Consider the following 16,855-nt stretch of genomic DNA (forward strand, 5'->3'; position numbering starts at 1 on the left):
ATCTCACAGGCTCGACGAGGATTGGCTCTCGAGGGTAGTCGCCGCTGCCCAGACACGGTGCCGGTGGGGTCGGCGCGGGCACGCTAGGTACGCAGATACGAGGCGCCGTTCACGTCGAGCACCGCGCCGGAGGACCACCGCGCCTCCGGGGAGGCGAGGTAGGTGACCGCAGCCGCGATCTCCGCGGGTTCGGCGATCCTGCCGAACGGGCTCTGCGCCTTGATCCGTTCGGTGCCCGCGCTGTCCGCGCCGCCGTAGCGGTCGGCGAGCATTTCGGTCGCCACGAATCCCGGCGCCACCGAGGTGACCGAGATCCGGTGCGGCGCAAGGGAAACCGCGAGCGACTGACCGAGCGCGTGCAGCGCGGCCTTGCTCGCGCCGTACGCGGGGCTGTCCGGTTCACCGCGGAACGCGCCCCGCGAGCCGATGTTGACGATCCAGCCGGGCGCATCCCGTTCGATGAGTCCGCGCGCGACCAGGTAGCTGAGATTGGCCGCCGCGAACAGGTTCACCCCGAGCGTCGATTCCCATGCCGTGCGCCACTGCGCATAGGTGCTGTCCGCGACCGGGTGCGCGCGCATGATGCCCGCGTTGTTCACCAGCACATCGATGCCGCCGAGCGCGCTTTCCGCCTCACGCGCGATCCGCTCGGCCGATTCCGGGTCACCGAGTTCCCCGCCGACAAGGGTGTGCCCGCTGCCTGCGAGCGCGTCCCTGGTCTGTTCGGCGTCCGCTCGCCTGCTGCCGTAGTGCACGGCGACCCGGTCACCGTTGCGGGCGAACGCCTCGGCGACGGCCCGGCCGATGCCCCGCGAGGCGCCGGTGACGAGCACCCCGCGGTCCGTGCCGCTCGCCTCGCTCATGCCGTTCGTGTCACTCATACCGCGAAGACCTGCGATTCGTCCTTGAACGCCTTGAACTCCAGCGCGTTCCCCGCCGGATCGCGCAGGAACATCGTCCACTGTTCGCCCGGTTCACCCGCGAAGCGCAGGTACGGCTCGATCACGAACTCGGTGCCCGCGGCGCGCAACCGGTCGGCGAGGGTGTGGAAGTCCGGAATGCTGAGCAGCAGCCCGAAATGCGGAACGGGCACTTCGTGGCCGTCGACCGGGTTGTGTCCCGCGGGGGCGGCACCGGTCCCAGCCACCCGATGGGTCACCAGCTGGTGCTCGTAGAAGTTCCAGTCCACCCAGGCGTCCGCGGATCGCCCCTGCTCGAGCCCGAGCACCGAACCGTAGAACTCGCGGGCTCGGTCCAGATCGTCGACCGGAATGGCGAGGTGGAAACCAGGGCGGGTCATGGGCGGACTCCTTCGCGATCGGATACCCGGCCAGCTTGCATGTCCGCATGTTCGAATGTCAACATTAGGACATGAGCCAGATAGCCAAGGCGCGACGCCGTGGTCTCGCCGATGAGGTGGCCGAGCAGGTGCGCGGCGCCATCCTCGAAGGACGATTCGAGCCCGGTTCCGCGCTTCGCGAGGTGGAGCTGGCCGCGGCGCTCGAGGTGAGCAGGGGAGCCGTACGCGAAGGGCTGGGCCTGCTCATCCGCGAGGGCCTGGTGCGCAGCGGCTGGCATCGGGGCACCACGGTCATCGAGGTGACCGTCACCGATGTCGAGGAGGTCTACGCGGTCCGCGGCGCGCTCGAACGGCTCGCCGCACTCACCGTCGCCACCGAGGCGAGCCCGAAGGATCTCGACGAGCTCGACGACGTCGTTGACCGGATGGCGAACGCGGTCGCCGAGGAAGCGGACGCCGCCACGCTCTCCGCCCTGGACATCGAATTCCACGACACCCTCTACCGCATCGCGGGCAACAGCAGGCTCAGCACGGCGTGGCACGGCATCCGCGCGCAGGTCCAGCTCTTCCAGCTCACCCGCGCGCGGCTCGGTTATGAGCACTACCGGGGCATCATCGCGGGCGAACACCGCGAACTCGTCGGCCTGCTGCGCGCCAGGAACACCAAGGATCTGAACCGCTTCGCCGAGGAACACGTCCAGTCCGCCTGCCGGCTGCTCACCGCCCAGCTCGCGGCCGGCCCACCGGCCTGACCACCGTTCAGGGGTTCCACGCCAGCCACCTTGGTGATAGAACTTGTTCTACAAAACAAGTCACATCGGCAGGCAGGTTCATTGGCCACGGTGCGAACCTGTTTCATAAACTTCGGTGACCGGGTGGTGGTGTCCTGATGTCCGAACATACGGAGCTCGCCCGACCTTCCTCTTCCCGGCCGGACGTCGGCGAACTCACCGGTTCCCTGACCACCTGGCTCGCGGCGCAGCTTCCGCCGGACGCGCACCCGGTCATCGAAGATGTCGACATTCCGACATCAGCTGGTATGTCGAGCGAAACGGTGCTGTTCACCGCGCGCTGGGGAGTGGACCGGGAACCCGCCGAACTGGTCGCGCGGGTGGCCCCGGTCGAGGATGCCGTGCCCGTCTTCCCCCGGTACGCGATGGGCGAGCAGTTCCACACGATGCGGCTGGTGCGCGCCCATTCCGAGGTGCCGGTTCCCGAAGTGCTGTGGCTCGAGGAGGATCCGGGAGTACTCGGCGCGCCGTTCTTCGTGATGCGCCGCGCGTACGGTGCGGTGCCACCCGATGTGATGCCGTACAACTTCGAGTCCTGGGTGACCGCGGCGAGCGCGGAACAACAGGCGAACCTGGCTGCCAACACCGTGGACATTCTCGCCGCACTGCACGGTATCCGGGATCCGCTCGGCCGGTTCGGATTCCTGAATGAATCGAGCCTGAGCGGACCGGGGCAGAGCGGCGAAACCCTTGACGCGCCGGGAAATTCACTGCTCGCCGCGCACATCGACGGGCAGCGCGCCTATCACCGCTGGATCGCCGAACGCGGCCCGGACGCGCCGATCATCGGCCGCCTGTTCGACCACCTCGACCGGACCTGGCCCGGACAGCCGAGTGATCCGGTGCTGTGCTGGGGTGACGCCCGCATCGGGAACGTCATGTACCGCGATTTCCGTCCGGTGGCGGTACTCGACTGGGAAATGACCGCACTCGCGCCACCGGAACTGGATCTGGGCTGGCTGATTTTCTTCCACCGCTGGTTCGAGGACATCGCCACGGCAGCGGGGCTGCCCGGCCTTCCCGACCTGTTCACCATCGACCGGGTCTGCGCACGGTACCGGGAAACGACCGGGCGCGAACCGCGGGATCTCGAGTTCTACCTGTGCTACGCGGCGCTGCGGAACGCACTCATCATGCTGCGGATCCAGCACCGGGCCATCCACTTCGGCCAGGCCGAGGTTCCACGCGATCCCGATGATCTGCTGATGAACCGGCCCGCGCTCGAAAGGATGCTCGAGGGAAGTTATTGGCTCGGATAACGAGGAAAGGCTGGTGTGATGCTCTCCCCGCTCGACGATTATCCACTGCACCAGATCGCCGAAGTGGCAAGACGTGTCGGTACATCCGATCGCAATTTCTATGACCGTTACTACTTCAACTGCCATCGCGGCGCCGAGGATCCCTTTCTGATCCTCGGGCACGGGCAGTACCCGAACCTCGGGGTCACCGACGCCTTCGCGGTGGTGCGGCACGGGGACGAGCACATCGTGGTCCGGGCCTCGAAAGCGCTCGGCGCCGACCGCATGGACACCTCGGTCGGACCGTTCCGGATCGAGGTCCGGGAAGGCCTGCGCACGCTGCGCGTCGTGCTCGAACCCGGCGAGCACGATCTCGCATTCGACCTCACCTTCGAGGCGGATCTCCCGGCACACCTGGAATCCCGGCAGTTCCAGCGGCAACTCGAGCGCGTGGTCATCGACACCCAGCGGTTCGCGCAGACCGGGAACTGGCGCGGGGACCTCCAGGTCCAGGGCACCGAATACCGCGTCGAACCCGGACAGTGGTCCGGAAACCGGGACCGTTCCTGGGGAGTGCGCCCGGTCGGCGAGGCCGAACCGCCCGGGCGGCGCGCGGACACCCCGCACGGCGGGTTCTTCTGGATCTACACGGTGATGCGGTTCGCCGAGTTCGCGATCGTGACCATCATCCAGGAAGACAGCGAGGGACGGCGCACCGTCGAGGACGCGACGCGCATTCCCGCCGACGGCAGCGAACCGGTCTGGCTCGGCCGTCCCGAGCACCAGCTGACCTTCGCCCCGGGCAGCCGGGACATCACCGAGGCGAAGCTGGTGTTCCACCGCCCATCGGGTCCCGAGCTCACCGTGGTCTGCACTCCCTTGCTCGCCAATTACATCGGCGTCGGTACCGGCTACGGACTGGAACCCGACTGGCGGCACGGAATGTGGCAGGGCGAGCTCGCGGTGCAGGGCTTGCGGCGCAGCGTCCGCGAGATCGACGTGGTGACCAGGGCGCTGTGCCCTGCCGACATGCTCGCCCGGTTCCAGCTGCGCGGACCGGGAACCGAGGAAACCGGAACCGGGATGTTCGAACTCGGCATCATCGGCCCAAACGAACGCTATGGATTCAACGGATTCGACGATATGGCGGCGCAATGACTGAATACGAGAAACTGATCATCGGTGGCCGCTGGGAAACCCCGGCGAACGGCGAACGGCTGCACGTCACCTCACCGGCGACCCTGGAACCGTCCGGCTCGTGCCCGGCGGCGAGCAAGGCCGATGTGGACCGGGCGGTCACGGTCGCCAGGGAAGCCCTGGAAACCGGGCCCTGGCCGAAAACCGCGCCCGAAAAGCGCGCCGCGGTGCTCGCCGAGCTGCGCAGGTTGCTCACCGAACGGGCCGCCGAATTCACCGCGCTGATCTCCGCGGAAACCGGTGCACCGCACGGTGTGGTGAACACGATGCAGCACCTGCCCTCGGATTCGGTGCTCGAGTACTACAGCGGTGTGGCCGGGGAATTCGACTGGGAGACCGAACGCACCGGACGGTTCGGCCGCACCCTGGTGCGCCGCGAACCGGTCGGCGTGGTCGCGGCGATCACCGCATGGAACGTGCCGCTGTTCCTCGCGATCAACAAACTCGCCCCGGCACTGCTCGCCGGCTGCCCGGTGATCCTGAAGCCCGCCCCGGAAACCCCGCTCGACGCGCTCGCCCTCGGCGCACTGTGCACCGAGGCGGGGCTGCCCGAAGGCGTGCTCTCCGTACTGCCCGCCGCCACCGAGGCCAGCGCGTACCTCGCCGCGCATCCCGGGGTGGACAAGGTCAGCTTCACCGGATCCACGGCTGTCGGCAAGGAAATCGCGCGTGGCTGCGCGGACCGGATGGCCAGGGTCAGCCTCGAACTCGGCGGGAAATCGGCCGCGATCGTGCTCGAGGACGCCGACATCCCGTCGATCGCCCCGATGATCGCGTTCTCCGGGCTGATGAACTCCGGGCAGGCCTGCGTCGCGCAGAGCCGGATCCTCGCACCCCGGTCCCGCCGCGCCGAACTCGTCGAGGCACTCGCCGCGGCCGCGAACGCCATGGCGATCGGGGACCCGGAGGATCCGGCGACCCAGCTCGGCCCGCTGATCTCCGAACGACAGCGCGAACGCGTCGAGTCCTACCTCGCCGCCGGTCGCGCCGATGGGGCACGGCTGGTCACCGGCGGGAACCGGCCCGAACGTCCCGGCTGGTACCTCGAACCCGCCGTGTTCGACGAGGCGGACAACGCCATGCGGATCGCCAGGGAGGAGATCTTCGGCCCGGTGCTCACCGTGCTCGACTACGAAACCGAAGCCGAGGCGGTCGCCATCGCCAACGATTCCGATTACGGCCTCGCCGGATCCGTGTGGACAAGCGATGTCGAGCACGGGGTGGACATCGCCCGCGCCGTACGCACCGGAACCTACGGCATCAACTGGTACGCCTTCGATTCCTGCGCACCGTTCGGCGGCTACAAACAGTCCGGGATCGGCAGGGAGGGCGGGCCGGAAGGGCTCGCCGCGTTCTGCGAATCCAAGTCCATCCTCATGCCGCCCGGCTCATGAGCCGAGCCCGGAACGGGCGGCCGGTTCGGGGATGGTGACGAAACGGCCGTCCACGAAACCGAGGCAGGCACCGGGCCGGTGGTCGAACCGCTCGACCCTGCCGAGGAAAAGGGTGTGGTCGCCGCCGTCGTAGTGCGTCCACGGCGTGCACTCGAACCAGGAGGCGGCCTCGGCGAGCCGGGGCGCGTGGCCGCCGTCCGCCCATTCCGGTTCGAGGTTCGGTTTTCCGGCGAAATGCATGGCGAGGTCGCGCTGCTCGGCGCCGAGCACGTTGACCGTGAACGCGCGCCCGGCAAGCAGTGCGTGTGCCCGGACCGTGCGCTGGATGGAGACCAGGATCAGCGGTGGTTCCATCGAGACCGAGGTGAACGAGTTCACCGTGAGCCCGTGCCGCGCGCCGTCCTCACCGTGCGCGAAGGTGACCACGGCGACCCCGGTGGCGAACCGGCCGAGGCTGTCGCGAAACCGCGCCGGCGGGGTTGTGGGGGAGAGTCGTGCAGACGATGCGGTCATCGGATCGGCTCCTGCGGCAGGTCGTCGTGGCTGCGTCGGAATCGACGTTAGGGCGCGGTCCCGCCGCTCACAACGGCGCCGCGGCGCCGTGCAGCCGCTGCACAGAGCAATGCGGTGGCGGAACAATCGCACCGCACGGCCCCCGCCGGAGTTGACAGTCAGCGCACCGGTTCTGCGTCAGAGAGCATGGCGGCCGTTACCGCTACCGGTGGCGCGCCGTCCGGGTCAGGATGTCGGTATCGCAGGCTCAACGAGGAGACGCAGATGCCAGACATCGGGATCATCGGGGCGGGAACCGCGGGGCTGCACCTCGCGCTGCTGCTCCAGCAGGCCGGGATACCGACCCGGATCTACACCAACCAGACCGCGGAGCAGCTGGCTTCGGGGCGGCCGCAGAACAGCGTTTCGCACCACGCCCCGACCATCGCCCGGGAGCAGGCGATGGGGGTGGATTTCTGGCCCGCGACGGAATACGGCTACCAGACGCACTTCCACTACCTCAACATCCCGGACGGCCCGCCGCTGTATCGCGGGGATTTCCTGCGCCCCTCGCGGGTGCTCGACTACCGGATCTACCTGCCGCGGCTGATGGCCGAGTACGAGAACCGGGGCGGTGCCATCGAACAACGGGCCGTGGAACCCGCCGACTTCGAGCGGCTGGCCAAGCGGCACGATCTGATCGTGGTGGCCGCGGGGAAGCGTTCCTTCGGCGAGTACTTCGGCGAACGCCCGGACATGTCCCCGTACCCGAAACCGCAGCGGCATCTGGCCGTCGGTTTCTGGGACGGGGTCGAGCAGACCGATCCGCGTTCGGTGACGCTGAGCATCTCGCCGGGCCACGGTGAACTGCTGGACCTGCCGATCACCACCCTCGACGGCTGGGCCAGCGCGCTGCTGTGCGAGAACGTTCCCGGCGGCGATCTGGAAATCCTGATGACACAGAAGGAATCCGATGATCCGGAGGCCTACCGCAGGCTGTTGCTGGACAAACTCAAGGCGCACCATCCGACCGTGTTCGAGCGGATCGACCAGTCCAGGTTCGCCCTGATGCGCCCCGGTGACATGCTGCAGGGAGCGGTGCGCCCGGTGGTACGCGAGGATTACCGGCTGCTCGAGGACGGCACCGTGGTGCTCGCGCTCGGCGATGCGCACGCCACCGTGGATCCGGTCACCGGGCAGGGCGCCAATTCCGCCTCCTTCGAGGCACAGGTCGCCGCGGACGCCATCATCGAGGACGGCGTGGTGGACGAGCGGTTCGCCATGAAGGTGGCGCTGCGCCGCAGGGAACGCGTCGACGGGCTGAGCACCTGGGTGAACACGATGATCGCCACCCCCACCCCGCCACAGGTTCAGCGGTTGCTCGGCGAAATGGCCGGGTTGCGCACGCTCTGTGATGAGTTCACCGAGAACTTCAGCCATCCGCACCGCAACGGCGATATGGTCGCCACGCCGGAGCGGGTGGATGCGGCGATCGCCAGGCACCGCGCCATCGGCGGCGATCCCACCGGAACGGCGGGCTGATGCACAAACTGGTCGTGCTCTATCCGCATCCGGTCGACCCGGAGGCGTTCACCGCCTACTACGAGCGGACCCATCTGCCGCTGGCCGCGCAGCTGCCCGGGATGCTCGACTGGCGCTACAGCACGCGGGTGCGCGGCGCCCCGGAAAGCCCGTACTTCGCCGTCTTCGAGGCGGACTTCCCGGACGCCGAGACCTTCGCCGCGGCAATGGATTCCCCGCAGGGCCGGGCCGTGCGCGCGGATGTCCCGCGCTACGCATCCGGCGGGGCGGTGGTGCTGGACTATCCGGTCGCCGAACGCTGATCCCGCGTGGCCGCCCGGCGGAACGCGCTCGGGGACATCCCGACCTGCTGGCGGAACGTGCGAGAGAAGTGCGAGGCATCCGGATAGCCCCAGGAAGCGGCGATCTCGGCGATCGCCCGGTGGGTGTACATCGGATTGCCGAGCTCGCCGCGGATCGCCTCGATCCGCTGTTCCCTTATCCACGCGGAAACCGTGGTTCCCTGCTGGTGGAACAGATCGTGCAGGTGCCTCGTCGAGATGTACACCGCACCGGCGACGGCGTCCGGGTTGAGTTCGCTGTCCCCGAGATTGGCCAGGATGAACTCCCGGATCCGCAGCATCAGCGACAGGTGCTCGCGGTCACTTTCCGCTGTCCTGGCCAGCGCCGCGGTACTCAGCAGCGCGGAGATCAGCTCCACGGTGGTGCGCACGACGCGCGTGGCCGTGGGGCCCTCCAGCGAGGCGAAGTCGGTGGAGATCTCGGTCAGCAGCGGGGTGACAAGGCGGGTCAGGCTTTCTTCGGGACCGAGCGAAATCGCCGTGATCGCGCGGACGTGGTCCGGGCTCGGGTCGATCAGGTCCCTCGGGAACATGATCACCACCGCGTCCATCGGATCGGCGAACCGCAGAGCATAGGGCCGCGCGGTGTCGTACACGCTGATGCTGCCCGGCAACATCAGCGCGCTCCGATGATCCTGGACGAGCTCGCCTGTTCCCTCGACCATCAGCGTGATCTTGTAGAACAGCCGCTCGGACGCCTCGATCAGTGCCGGAGTGCGGTGCACCTCGTGCGGGGTCACACGCAACCGGGAGAAGAACACCCCGTCGATCACCCTGCCTCGGATGGTGCCCGCGAAATGCCCGTCGCTGAGATCGTCGGCCACCAGCGGCACGAACGAGGAGGACACCACCCGCTGCCAGGCGAGCACCGATTCGGTGGCGAACGCGACCGGGGGCAGTGCGGTCGCGGAATTCGGAGCGGCCATCGGTCCTCCTTCGATCTCCCCGTCGAGTATCGCTTTCCAGTGGCTCCTACGCATGCTAAGCCCCGCGCAGTTCCTCCGGGGCCCAGTCCAGGAACGCGCGCAGGACTGCGGTCGGCGCGCGATCCCTGCGGGTGGCCAGTACGACCGTCGTCGGTTCCGGTACCGGATCGATCTCCTTGACCACCACCCTGCGGCCCTCGTGGCTGATGTCGGTCGCCGGGCGGTTCACCAGCACGCTGTACCCGAGCCCCCGGCTGACCAGGGACCGGGCCAGTTCGTAGTTGGCGGTCACGTACCGCACCGCAGGGCGGACCCCGGCCTCAGCCATCAGGGCGAGCGTGTTCTGCCACGCGGGCTGCACGTCGAACTGGATGAACGGTTCCCCGGCGAGTTCGCGCAGCGAGATCCGTTCGGCCCCGGCGAGGCGATGGTCCGCGGCGAGCAGCACGTGCGCGCGCAAGTTCTGCAATGGCAGGGTTTCCAGTTCCTCGTGGATATCCCGGTCGTAGAGGATCCCGGCGTCGGCGCGGCCCTCCTCGATGGCGCGCAGCAGCTCCTCCCCGGAGCCCTCGATGAAGTCCAGCCCGACCAGCGGGTGTTCCCTGGTGAACCCCTCGATCAGCCGGGGAAGCAGCGAGGCGGCCAGCGTTCGGTAGCAGCCGAGGGTGAGCCGCCCGGTGAGCCTGCCGTCCGCGGACGGGGTGAGATCGCGGGCCGCGGAGAGTACGGCGCGGGCCCGGGGCAGCAGCGCCCGGCCCGCGGTGGTCAGCGTGATCCCGTGTGCCCTGCGCCGCACCAGCAGCTGCTCCCCGAGGTGCTTCTCCAGTTCCTCGAGCGCGGCGCTCACCGCGGACGCGGAGGCGTGCAGCGCCTCGGCGGCGTGCGCGATGGTGGCGTGCTCGGCAACGGCAACGAAGCATTCCAGCTGGCGCAGGGTGAAGTCCGGCATTCCTCGGCTCCATCGTGGATTCAGCACGATATTACCCGTTTTACACGTGGTTTCCGCGCTGCTGGACTGGTTCGCATCGACACCAGGGAGGCTGCGATGACGACGACGTCGGCCGAGATCACTCTCGAAGAGCTCAGCAGGGATCCGTTTCCGGTCTGTGCCAGGCTGCGCAGGGAGCACCCGGTGAGTTATGTTCCCGCCGCGGGACGCTATTTCGTCACCCGCTACCGCGATGTGCGCACCGTCGACGACGATCCGGACACGTTCTCCGCGAACGAGACCGGATCGCTGATGAAACGGGCGATGGGCCACTCGATGCTCCGCATGGACGATCCGGAGCACGCCGTGCAGCGCCGCTCCTACGGGAACGTGCTGAAACCCAAGGCGGTCAAGCAGATCTGGAGCCACCGGTTCGCCGAGAACTTCGAGCGGTTCTTCGCCGAGTTCACCGCCAAGGGGCCGGGCGCCTGCCTGGTACGGGATTTCGCCGCGCCGTACGCGGCGGAGAATCTGCGGGCCGTGCTCGGTTTCCGGAACGCCGACCACACGGATCTGCTGCGCTGGAGCCAGACCATGATCGACGGCACCGGGAACTACGCCGATGATGCGCGGATCTGGGCGCTGGCAAGGCGTTCCTACGAGGAGGTGGATGCCGCGCTCGATGAGCTGATCACCGAATTCCGGCGTACCGGCGATGAATCGCTGATCTCGCACCTCGTCAACGCGGGATCGCCGGAGGTGCGCATCGAGGACACCCGGGCCAACCTGAAGATGACCATCGGCGGCGGCATCAACGAACCGCGGGATGCGCTGAGCACGACCGTATGGGCGCTGCTGGAGCGGCCCGGACAGCTCGCCGCGGTGCGCGAACAGGGGCTGTGGCGGGAGGCCTTCGAGGAGAGCGTGCGCTGGGCCGCGCCGATCGGGATGTACCCGAGGCAGACCACCCGCGAGGTCGAACTCGGCGGCACCCGGTTGCCCTCGGGAGCGAAGCTCGGTGTGCTCGCGCTCAGCGCCAACCGGGACGAGGAGGTCTTCGAGCGCCCGGACGAGTACGACGTGTTCCGGCCGAAAACCCCGCACCTGGCCTTCGGCGGCGGGGCGCACTTCTGCGCCGGGGCGTGGCTGGCCCGCACCCAGGTCGCCGAGATCGCGCTGCCCCGGCTGTTCGAACGGCTTCCCGGACTGCGGCTGGACCCGGACCGGCCGGCGCGGGCCGCCGGCTGGGTGTTCCGCGGGATGACCGCTCTCCCGGTGCGGTGGTGAGCAGTGATGGCACGGATCGAGTACCGGAACCCGGACGGCTCGCGGCAGCAGATCGAAGTCACGGCGGGAACCTCGGTGATGCGGGCGGCGCTGGAGGGCGGGGTCGCCGGGATCATCGGCGAATGCGGCGGGCAGGCCATGTGCGCCACCTGCCATGTGTACGTCCCGGATCAGGCCGGTCTGCCACCGGTTTCCGAGGATGAGGAGGAGATGCTGGACTGCACCGCGGCCGAGCGGACCGGGCAGTCCCGACTCGGCTGCCAGCTGCGCGGCGGGGAGCACTTCACCGAGCTGACGGTGCACGTACCGGAAACGCAGGTCTGAGCCGTGGTGCTGATCATCGGCGCGGGACATGCCGGGGTCGAGGCAGCGGACGCGCTGCGCCGGGCGGGCCATACCGGATCGGTGACCCTGGTGGACGGCGCGGCGTGCCCGCCGTACCAGCGACCGCCGCTGTCCAAGGATGTGGTGCGCCCGGGAACCGATCCCGCACCGCTTCCCTTGCGGGCGAACGGTTTCTACGCCGAGCAGGGGATCGAGACCCGGTTCGGCTCGCCGGTCGAGGCGATCGAAACCGAGCACCGCACGGTCCACCTCGCGGACGGGACGGTGCTCGGTTACCGGACATTGATCCTGGCCACGGGGGCGCGGGCGCGGCGGATCGGGCTCCCCGGTGCGCGGCTGGCCGGGGTGCACCGCCTGCACACCCTCGCGGATGCGGGGCGGTTGCGGGCCGCGCTGGAGCACGCATCCCGGGTGGTCGTGCTCGGCGCCGGGTTCATCGGCATGGAGTTCGCCTCGGCTGCCGCCGAACGGGGGCTGCCGGTCACCGTGCTCGATCGTGCCGAGCGCCCGATGCAGCGGGTGCTGAGCGTGCCGATGTCCGAGCGGTTCCGCCGGGAGCACGAGGCGGCCGGTGCCCGGTTGTGTTTCGGAACCGAACCGGCGGCCTTCGAGGGCACCGGTGGCCGGGTCACCGCCGTGCTGGACACGAACGGGCAGCGGCACCCTGCCGATCTGGTGGTGCTCGGCATCGGGGTCGACCCCGCGGTGGAGCTCGCGCAGGCCGCCGGGCTGCCGGTTGCCGACGGGGTCGTGGTGGACGAGCTGCTGCGCACCGCGGACGAACGGGTGTACGCGATCGGCGACTGCGCGGCGTTCCCGTGCCCGCGCACCGGCGGCCGGATCCGCTTGGAGGCGGTGCAGAACGCCACCGATCAGGCAAGGTGCGTGGCGCGGACGATCACCGGGAACGCGCAACCGTACACCGCGGTGCCGTGGTTCTGGACCGTGCAGTGCGGCTGGAAACTCCAGATCGCCGGGCTGCCGGTGCCCGGGGCGCGGACCGTGCCGCTCGGCGATCCGGGCACCGGAAAGGGCAGCCTGCTCGGGTTCGCGCGGGACCGGCTGGTCAGCGTGGAGAGCCTCGGCTCCCCGGCGGAACACCTGGCGGCGCGCAAACTGCTCGCCGCGGGGACACCGGTGTCCCCGGAGCAGGTGCACCGCCCCGGTTTCACCCTCAAAGCCTTGGCCGCCGGGGGAATCAGCCATTGATCACCCTCGGCACCGCGACCGCCTTGAGCCCCTCGACGCCGAACTCCAGCCCGTAGCCGGAGCCTTTCACCCCGCCGAACGGGATCATCGGGTCGACCGTGCCGTGCTGGTTCACCCACACCGTTCCGGCCTGGATGCGGGTGGCGATCTCCCTGGCCCGGCCGGGATCCGCGGACCACACCGAGGCGCCGAGCCCGGTGTCCAGCGCGTTCGCCATGCCGATCGCCTCGTCCAGATCGGTGTAGCGCACGATCGGCAGGGCCGGGCCGAACTGTTCCTCGAGCACCAGCGGCTGCTCTGGGTCGATATCGGCGATCAGCGTGGCCGGGTAGAAGTTGCCGGGGGCGTCCCGGTCCGGCTCGGCACCGGTCACCACGCGGGCCCCGGAGGCCTTGGCCTGCTCGACCAGCCGATCCACGATGCGGAACTGTTCCCGGGTGGTCAGCGGGCCGAGGGTGTTGTGTTCCTCGATGCCCGGCCCCATCGACGCCTTATCCGCGACGTTCGCCAGCGCGCCGACAACGGCCTCGTACACATCCTCGTGCACGTACAGCCGTTTCAGGCAGGCGCAGGTCTGGCCGGTGTTGAGGAACGCGCCCCAGAACAGGTCCTCCGCGATCGCCTCCGGATCCACATCGGGCAACACGATGCCGGGATCATTGCCGCCCAGTTCCAGGGTGAGCCGGGGCAGATGGCCCGCGCTCGCCGCCACGATGGCTTTTCCGGTGCGGGTGGAGCCGGTGAACATGAGCTTGCCGAAGGCCGGGTTCCCGGTCAGCGCGGCACCGAGCTCACGGCCCCCGGACAGCACGGTGAACACCCCCTCGGGCAGCACCCGGTTCACGAGCTCGGCCACCGCGAGCACCGAGAGCGGGGTGTGCTCCGAGGGTTTCATGACCACCGCGTTGCCCATCCGCAGCGCGGGCGCGAACTGCCAGGTCGCGATCATCGCCGGCCAGTTCCACGGCCCGATCGCCCCGACGAGGCCGACCGGCTGGTAGTCGATGGTGGCCCCGCTCGCCTCGATCGGCTCGGTGCCGAGCGGGATGGCCGCGGTGGCGCGCAACCAGCCGGAGACCGCGCCCGCCTCGAACCGGCTGCCCGGTCCGCTGAGCGGTTTGCCCTGCTCCAGGGTGATGAGTTCGGCGAGCGCCTCGGCGGAGGCGTCCACCGCATCGGCCGCCGCTTCGAGCAGCCGAGCGCGTTCCCGGTGCCCGAGCGCGGCCCAGCCCGGCTGGGCGGCACGGGCGCTGCGCACGGCCCGGTCCAGGTCCTCGGGTGTGTGCTCGGGTGCGTGACCCACGATCTCCCCGGTGGCCGGATCGGTACTCGGACGGCCGCCCTGCTTCGCGACGACCGCGGCCAGCAAGCCTTCGTAGCTCGACATCTGTTCGCTCCCTCGGTGGACTGGTCCCGATTCTCGCCGCGAGGGCCCGGAAACGCCTTGTCCCTGAGCGCGTGTGAATGGGCTGTGCACGCACCGTTTCCGGGTACCGGGCGCGGCGGCCCGCTCCCGGTTACTGTGGGGCGCATGAGCAGTTCGGAGCAGACCATCGCGGTGACCGGGGCGAGCGGAACGGTGGGGCGGTTGCTTTCCGCGCGGCTCTCCGATGCGGGCGCGCGGCAGCGGCTGATCGGCCGGTCGCCGGATCGGTTACCGGAGCTGGCGGGCGCGGTGCGGACGGAACCGGCGAGCTTCGCGGACAAGGCGGCGATGCGGGCGGCGTTCACGGGGGCGCGCACGGCGTTCCTGGTCTCGGCGCACGAGAGCGCGAACCGCGTCGAGGAGCACAAGGCCGCGGTGGACGCCGCCGCCGAGGCGGGCGTGGAACGGTTGGTGTACCTGTCCTTCCTCGCCGCGGCACCGGATGCCACGTTCACCTTCGCGCGCGATCACTGGCACACCGAGCAGTACATCCGCGCGAGCGGGCTGCGCTTCACCTTCCTGCGGGACAGTTTCTACCTGGCCATGTTTGCGGGGATGACCGGGGAGGACGGGGTGATCCGGGGCCCCGGCGGGGACGGGAAGGTCGCCGCGATCGCGCACGAGGACATCGCCGAGTCGGCGGCGCGGGTGCTGCTCGACGGGGAGGTGCACGATGGCCACACCTATGACCTGACCGGCCCGGCCGCGATCGATTTCCCCGAGGCCGCGGCGATCCTGAGCCGGTTCACCGGGCGCACCATCGAGTACGTGCCGGAAACCCGCGAGGAGGCCTATGCCTCGCGCGCTTCCTACGGTGCGGCCGACTGGGAACTCGACGGCTGGGTGAGCTCCTATGAGGCGATCGCGACCGGGGAGATGCACGTGGTCAGCGAGGCGGTGGCGAAACTGACCGGCCGCGCGCCCCAGGATCTGGCCACCTATCTGGAGCGCAATCCGGACAATTACGCGCACCTGCGCTAGCCGGAGCCCGCCCCGCGCGCGGCGAGGGCGAGCAGGTCGGCCAGTTCGGTGAACTCCGCGCTTTCCGGATCGAGGCGCGCGCACCCGATCCGGATACAGGGCTGCTGCGGGGATCCGCTGTAGTAGCGCGAACCGGGACTGGCGGCGATCCCATGCGCGGCAAGGGTGACGAGTGCGTCGGTTTCCTCGTGCACCCGCATCCAGACGACGAACCCCTCGGCGCCCTGTGCGGGCACGTTCCGCTCGGCGAGGGCGCGCAGGAGCGCGGCGCTGCGTTCGGCGTAGCGCTCCCGTGCTTCGGTCAGCCGCCGCGCGTCGGCGGGGTCCTCGAGCAGCGCGGCGAGCGCACCCTGCAGGATGCGGCTGGTCCAGCCGGTGCCGAAACTGCGCAGTACCCGCATCTTGTCGATGAGCTCGCTCGACCCACCGGCGAGGCCCATGCGCAGATCGGGGCCGTGGGATTTGGAGTAGGAACTGATGAGCACGGTCCGCTCGGGCAGCAGCGCGCCGAGGCTGTGCGGGGGTGCGGCGGCGAGCGGGCCGAGGCCGTCGTCCTCGATGATCGCGGTGCCGCCCGGTTCGAGGATCTCGGCCAGTTCGGCCCGCCGCGCCGCGGTGACCACGTGCCCGCACGCCGAGAGCGAGCGTGGCTGATAGAGGAAAGCCGCCGGTTTGCGGCGCATGGCCTCGGCGAGCTCGTCCGGGAGCGGGCCCGATTCATCGCAGCCGACCGGCAGTACCTCGGCGCCGACCAGATCGAGCACATCCAGCAGCCGGGCCGCGGTCGGTTCCTCCACTACGACGCGATCGCCCGCGATCACCTGGGTCTGGCAGGCGAGCAGGATTCCCTCATAGCCACCGCCGACCGCCATCAGCGCCTGCGGTTCGAACGGCCAGTGCGCGCGGGCGGCCCGGTCGAGCGCGGGGGTGACCAGTTCGCGCTGATAGGCGTTGAACCGGGGATCACCGAGCGCGCCCTCCAGCGCGGCACCGAGTTCGGGCAGCAGCGCGGGATCGGGAGCGGCCAGGGAGAGATCGGTGCGCAACTGCCCGGCGAAGTGCCCGATGCGTTCATAGCGGACCGGATGCGGCACCGAGGGTGGACCGGTGACCACGGTGCCGTTGCGCCCCTGGGTACGCAGCACCTGATGGCGGCGCAGGATCGCCCAGGCCTCGGCGACCGTGGTCGGGCTGACGTCGAGCTCGGTGGCGACGGCGCGCACCGGGGCCAGTTTCGCGCCGGGCTCGATATCGCCCTGGCGCACCAGATCGGCGACCGCGGCCGCGATTCCGCGCGCGCTGGCATTGCTGATGTGTGCGGCGAGCCATGCCGCGGTCACCGTGGGCATTCTTTTTCCCTCTCCGGACGGAATTGTTTTGTACGGTAACAAAAGATCTATTGCGCGGATTATGACCCGTACATAAGCTCCCTGACCATTCACTGCTGTGGAATTGAGG

17 protein-coding genes are annotated in these 16,855 nt (G+C 69.4%); 10 read left to right on the forward strand and 7 right to left on the reverse strand.

All coding sequences use genetic code 11. From position 1 onward, the window contains the following. Positions 1-83: 83 nt before the first annotated feature. A complete protein-coding gene (locus tag AD72_RS07245) occupies positions 84-881 on the reverse strand; it encodes an SDR family NAD(P)-dependent oxidoreductase (protein ID WP_051898147.1) in 798 nt (265 codons plus the stop codon). Then, positions 878-1,300 (reverse strand): VOC family protein, encoded by a 423-nt coding sequence (locus tag AD72_RS07250; protein WP_031465632.1) that lies wholly within the window; start codon positions 1,298-1,300, stop codon positions 878-880. The genes AD72_RS07245 and AD72_RS07250 overlap by 4 nt, the downstream gene beginning before the upstream one ends. Before the next feature lie 71 nt (positions 1,301-1,371). Here AD72_RS07250 and AD72_RS07255 point away from each other — a divergent pair, with 71 nt between their 5' ends. The 4 genes from AD72_RS07255 (at position 1,372) to AD72_RS07270 (ending at position 5,920) form a co-directional block, all read left to right on the forward strand. Further along, positions 1,372-2,052 carry a GntR family transcriptional regulator gene (locus tag AD72_RS07255; protein WP_031465633.1) on the forward strand — a complete coding sequence of 227 codons (681 nt, stop codon included), beginning with the start codon at positions 1,372-1,374 and terminating at the stop codon, positions 2,050-2,052. A 137-nt stretch (positions 2,053-2,189) separates the two neighbouring features. Beyond that, entirely contained in the window at positions 2,190-3,350 is a 1,161-nt protein-coding gene (locus tag AD72_RS07260; RefSeq protein WP_031465634.1) for a phosphotransferase family protein, read from the forward strand. Between the two features lie 18 nt (positions 3,351-3,368). Beyond that, on the forward strand, positions 3,369-4,487 hold the full coding sequence (locus AD72_RS07265) for an Rv3169 family protein (protein WP_031465635.1): 1,119 nt from the start codon (positions 3,369-3,371) through the stop codon (positions 4,485-4,487). Further along, the gene (locus tag AD72_RS07270; RefSeq protein WP_031465636.1) at positions 4,484-5,920 is read left to right on the forward strand and encodes an aldehyde dehydrogenase; all 1,437 of its coding nucleotides are present in this window, start codon (positions 4,484-4,486) and stop codon (positions 5,918-5,920) included. Before AD72_RS07265 ends, AD72_RS07270 begins: the two co-directional genes overlap by 4 nt. On the opposite strand, the gene AD72_RS07275 is transcribed toward AD72_RS07270, so the two are convergent. Further along, positions 5,915-6,433, reverse strand: a complete 519-nt coding sequence (locus AD72_RS07275; RefSeq protein WP_031465637.1) for a flavin reductase family protein — start codon at positions 6,431-6,433, stop codon at positions 5,915-5,917. The genes AD72_RS07270 and AD72_RS07275 overlap by 6 nt on opposite strands. Positions 6,434-6,697: 264 nt before the next feature. Here AD72_RS07275 and AD72_RS07280 point away from each other — a divergent pair, with 264 nt between their 5' ends. Beyond that, positions 6,698-7,954 carry a styrene monooxygenase/indole monooxygenase family protein gene (locus tag AD72_RS07280; RefSeq protein ID WP_031465638.1) on the forward strand — a complete coding sequence of 419 codons (1,257 nt, stop codon included), beginning with the start codon at positions 6,698-6,700 and terminating at the stop codon, positions 7,952-7,954. Further along, positions 7,954-8,256 (forward strand): EthD family reductase, encoded by a 303-nt coding sequence (locus AD72_RS07285; RefSeq protein ID WP_031465639.1) that lies wholly within the window; start codon positions 7,954-7,956, stop codon positions 8,254-8,256. Before AD72_RS07280 ends, AD72_RS07285 begins: the two co-directional genes overlap by 1 nt. Here the strand turns inward: AD72_RS07285 and AD72_RS07290 are convergent. After that, positions 8,235-9,221: an AraC-like ligand-binding domain-containing protein gene (locus tag AD72_RS07290; protein WP_031465640.1), complete on the reverse strand. Its 987-nt coding sequence runs from the start codon at positions 9,219-9,221 to the stop codon at positions 8,235-8,237. The two genes, AD72_RS07285 and AD72_RS07290, sit on opposite strands and share 22 nt — an antisense overlap. A gap of 55 nt (positions 9,222-9,276) precedes the next feature. Next, entirely contained in the window at positions 9,277-10,170 is an 894-nt protein-coding gene (locus AD72_RS07295) for a LysR substrate-binding domain-containing protein (RefSeq protein WP_031465641.1), read from the reverse strand. Positions 10,171-10,266: 96 nt separating this feature from the next. Here AD72_RS07295 and AD72_RS07300 point away from each other — a divergent pair, with 96 nt between their 5' ends. Genes AD72_RS07300 through AD72_RS07310 form a run of 3 tightly spaced genes read left to right on the forward strand, consistent with a single transcriptional unit; the run spans position 10,267 to position 12,990 of the window. Further along, positions 10,267-11,436 carry a cytochrome P450 gene (locus AD72_RS07300; RefSeq protein ID WP_031465642.1) on the forward strand — a complete coding sequence of 390 codons (1,170 nt, stop codon included), beginning with the start codon at positions 10,267-10,269 and terminating at the stop codon, positions 11,434-11,436. Between the two features lie 6 nt (positions 11,437-11,442). Further along, entirely contained in the window at positions 11,443-11,760 is a 318-nt protein-coding gene (locus AD72_RS07305; protein ID WP_031465643.1) for a 2Fe-2S iron-sulfur cluster-binding protein, read from the forward strand. Positions 11,761-11,763: 3 nt separating this feature from the next. After that, a complete protein-coding gene (locus AD72_RS07310) occupies positions 11,764-12,990 on the forward strand; it encodes an NAD(P)/FAD-dependent oxidoreductase (protein WP_037345089.1) in 1,227 nt (408 codons plus the stop codon). On the opposite strand, the gene AD72_RS07315 is transcribed toward AD72_RS07310, so the two are convergent. Continuing rightward, entirely contained in the window at positions 12,980-14,377 is a 1,398-nt protein-coding gene (locus AD72_RS07315; RefSeq protein WP_031465645.1) for an aldehyde dehydrogenase family protein, read from the reverse strand. The genes AD72_RS07310 and AD72_RS07315 overlap by 11 nt on opposite strands. Positions 14,378-14,521: 144 nt before the next feature. Between AD72_RS07315 and AD72_RS07320 the strand changes: the two genes are divergently transcribed. Continuing rightward, positions 14,522-15,397, forward strand: a complete 876-nt coding sequence (locus tag AD72_RS07320) for an SDR family oxidoreductase (RefSeq protein ID WP_031465646.1) — start codon at positions 14,522-14,524, stop codon at positions 15,395-15,397. On the opposite strand, the gene AD72_RS07325 is transcribed toward AD72_RS07320, so the two are convergent. Continuing rightward, positions 15,394-16,746: an aminotransferase-like domain-containing protein gene (locus AD72_RS07325; protein WP_031465647.1), complete on the reverse strand. Its 1,353-nt coding sequence runs from the start codon at positions 16,744-16,746 to the stop codon at positions 15,394-15,396. The two genes, AD72_RS07320 and AD72_RS07325, sit on opposite strands and share 4 nt — an antisense overlap. Positions 16,747-16,855 lie beyond the last annotated feature (109 nt).

The sequence above is a fragment of the Sciscionella sediminilitoris genome, assembly GCF_000737195.2.
Lineage (GTDB): Bacteria > Actinomycetota > Actinomycetes > Mycobacteriales > Pseudonocardiaceae > Sciscionella > Sciscionella sediminilitoris.

Coding starts and splice junctions, on each gene's coding strand:
- AD72_RS07245 (WP_051898147.1), bottom strand. CDS start 881: ATGAGTGACACGAACGGCATGAGCGAGGCGAGCGGCACGGACCGCGGG.
- AD72_RS07250 (WP_031465632.1), bottom strand. CDS start 1,300: ATGACCCGCCCTGGTTTCCACCTCGCCATTCCGGTCGACGATCTGGAC.
- AD72_RS07255 (WP_031465633.1), top strand. CDS start 1,372: ATGAGCCAGATAGCCAAGGCGCGACGCCGTGGTCTCGCCGATGAGGTG.
- AD72_RS07260 (WP_031465634.1), top strand. CDS start 2,190: ATGTCCGAACATACGGAGCTCGCCCGACCTTCCTCTTCCCGGCCGGAC.
- AD72_RS07265 (WP_031465635.1), top strand. CDS start 3,369: ATGCTCTCCCCGCTCGACGATTATCCACTGCACCAGATCGCCGAAGTG.
- AD72_RS07270 (WP_031465636.1), top strand. CDS start 4,484: ATGACTGAATACGAGAAACTGATCATCGGTGGCCGCTGGGAAACCCCG.
- AD72_RS07275 (WP_031465637.1), bottom strand. CDS start 6,433: ATGACCGCATCGTCTGCACGACTCTCCCCCACAACCCCGCCGGCGCGG.
- AD72_RS07280 (WP_031465638.1), top strand. CDS start 6,698: ATGCCAGACATCGGGATCATCGGGGCGGGAACCGCGGGGCTGCACCTC.
- AD72_RS07285 (WP_031465639.1), top strand. CDS start 7,954: ATGCACAAACTGGTCGTGCTCTATCCGCATCCGGTCGACCCGGAGGCG.
- AD72_RS07290 (WP_031465640.1), bottom strand. CDS start 9,221: ATGGCCGCTCCGAATTCCGCGACCGCACTGCCCCCGGTCGCGTTCGCC.
- AD72_RS07295 (WP_031465641.1), bottom strand. CDS start 10,170: ATGCCGGACTTCACCCTGCGCCAGCTGGAATGCTTCGTTGCCGTTGCC.
- AD72_RS07300 (WP_031465642.1), top strand. CDS start 10,267: ATGACGACGACGTCGGCCGAGATCACTCTCGAAGAGCTCAGCAGGGAT.
- AD72_RS07305 (WP_031465643.1), top strand. CDS start 11,443: ATGGCACGGATCGAGTACCGGAACCCGGACGGCTCGCGGCAGCAGATC.
- AD72_RS07315 (WP_031465645.1), bottom strand. CDS start 14,377: ATGTCGAGCTACGAAGGCTTGCTGGCCGCGGTCGTCGCGAAGCAGGGC.
- AD72_RS07320 (WP_031465646.1), top strand. CDS start 14,522: ATGAGCAGTTCGGAGCAGACCATCGCGGTGACCGGGGCGAGCGGAACG.
- AD72_RS07325 (WP_031465647.1), bottom strand. CDS start 16,746: ATGCCCACGGTGACCGCGGCATGGCTCGCCGCACACATCAGCAATGCC.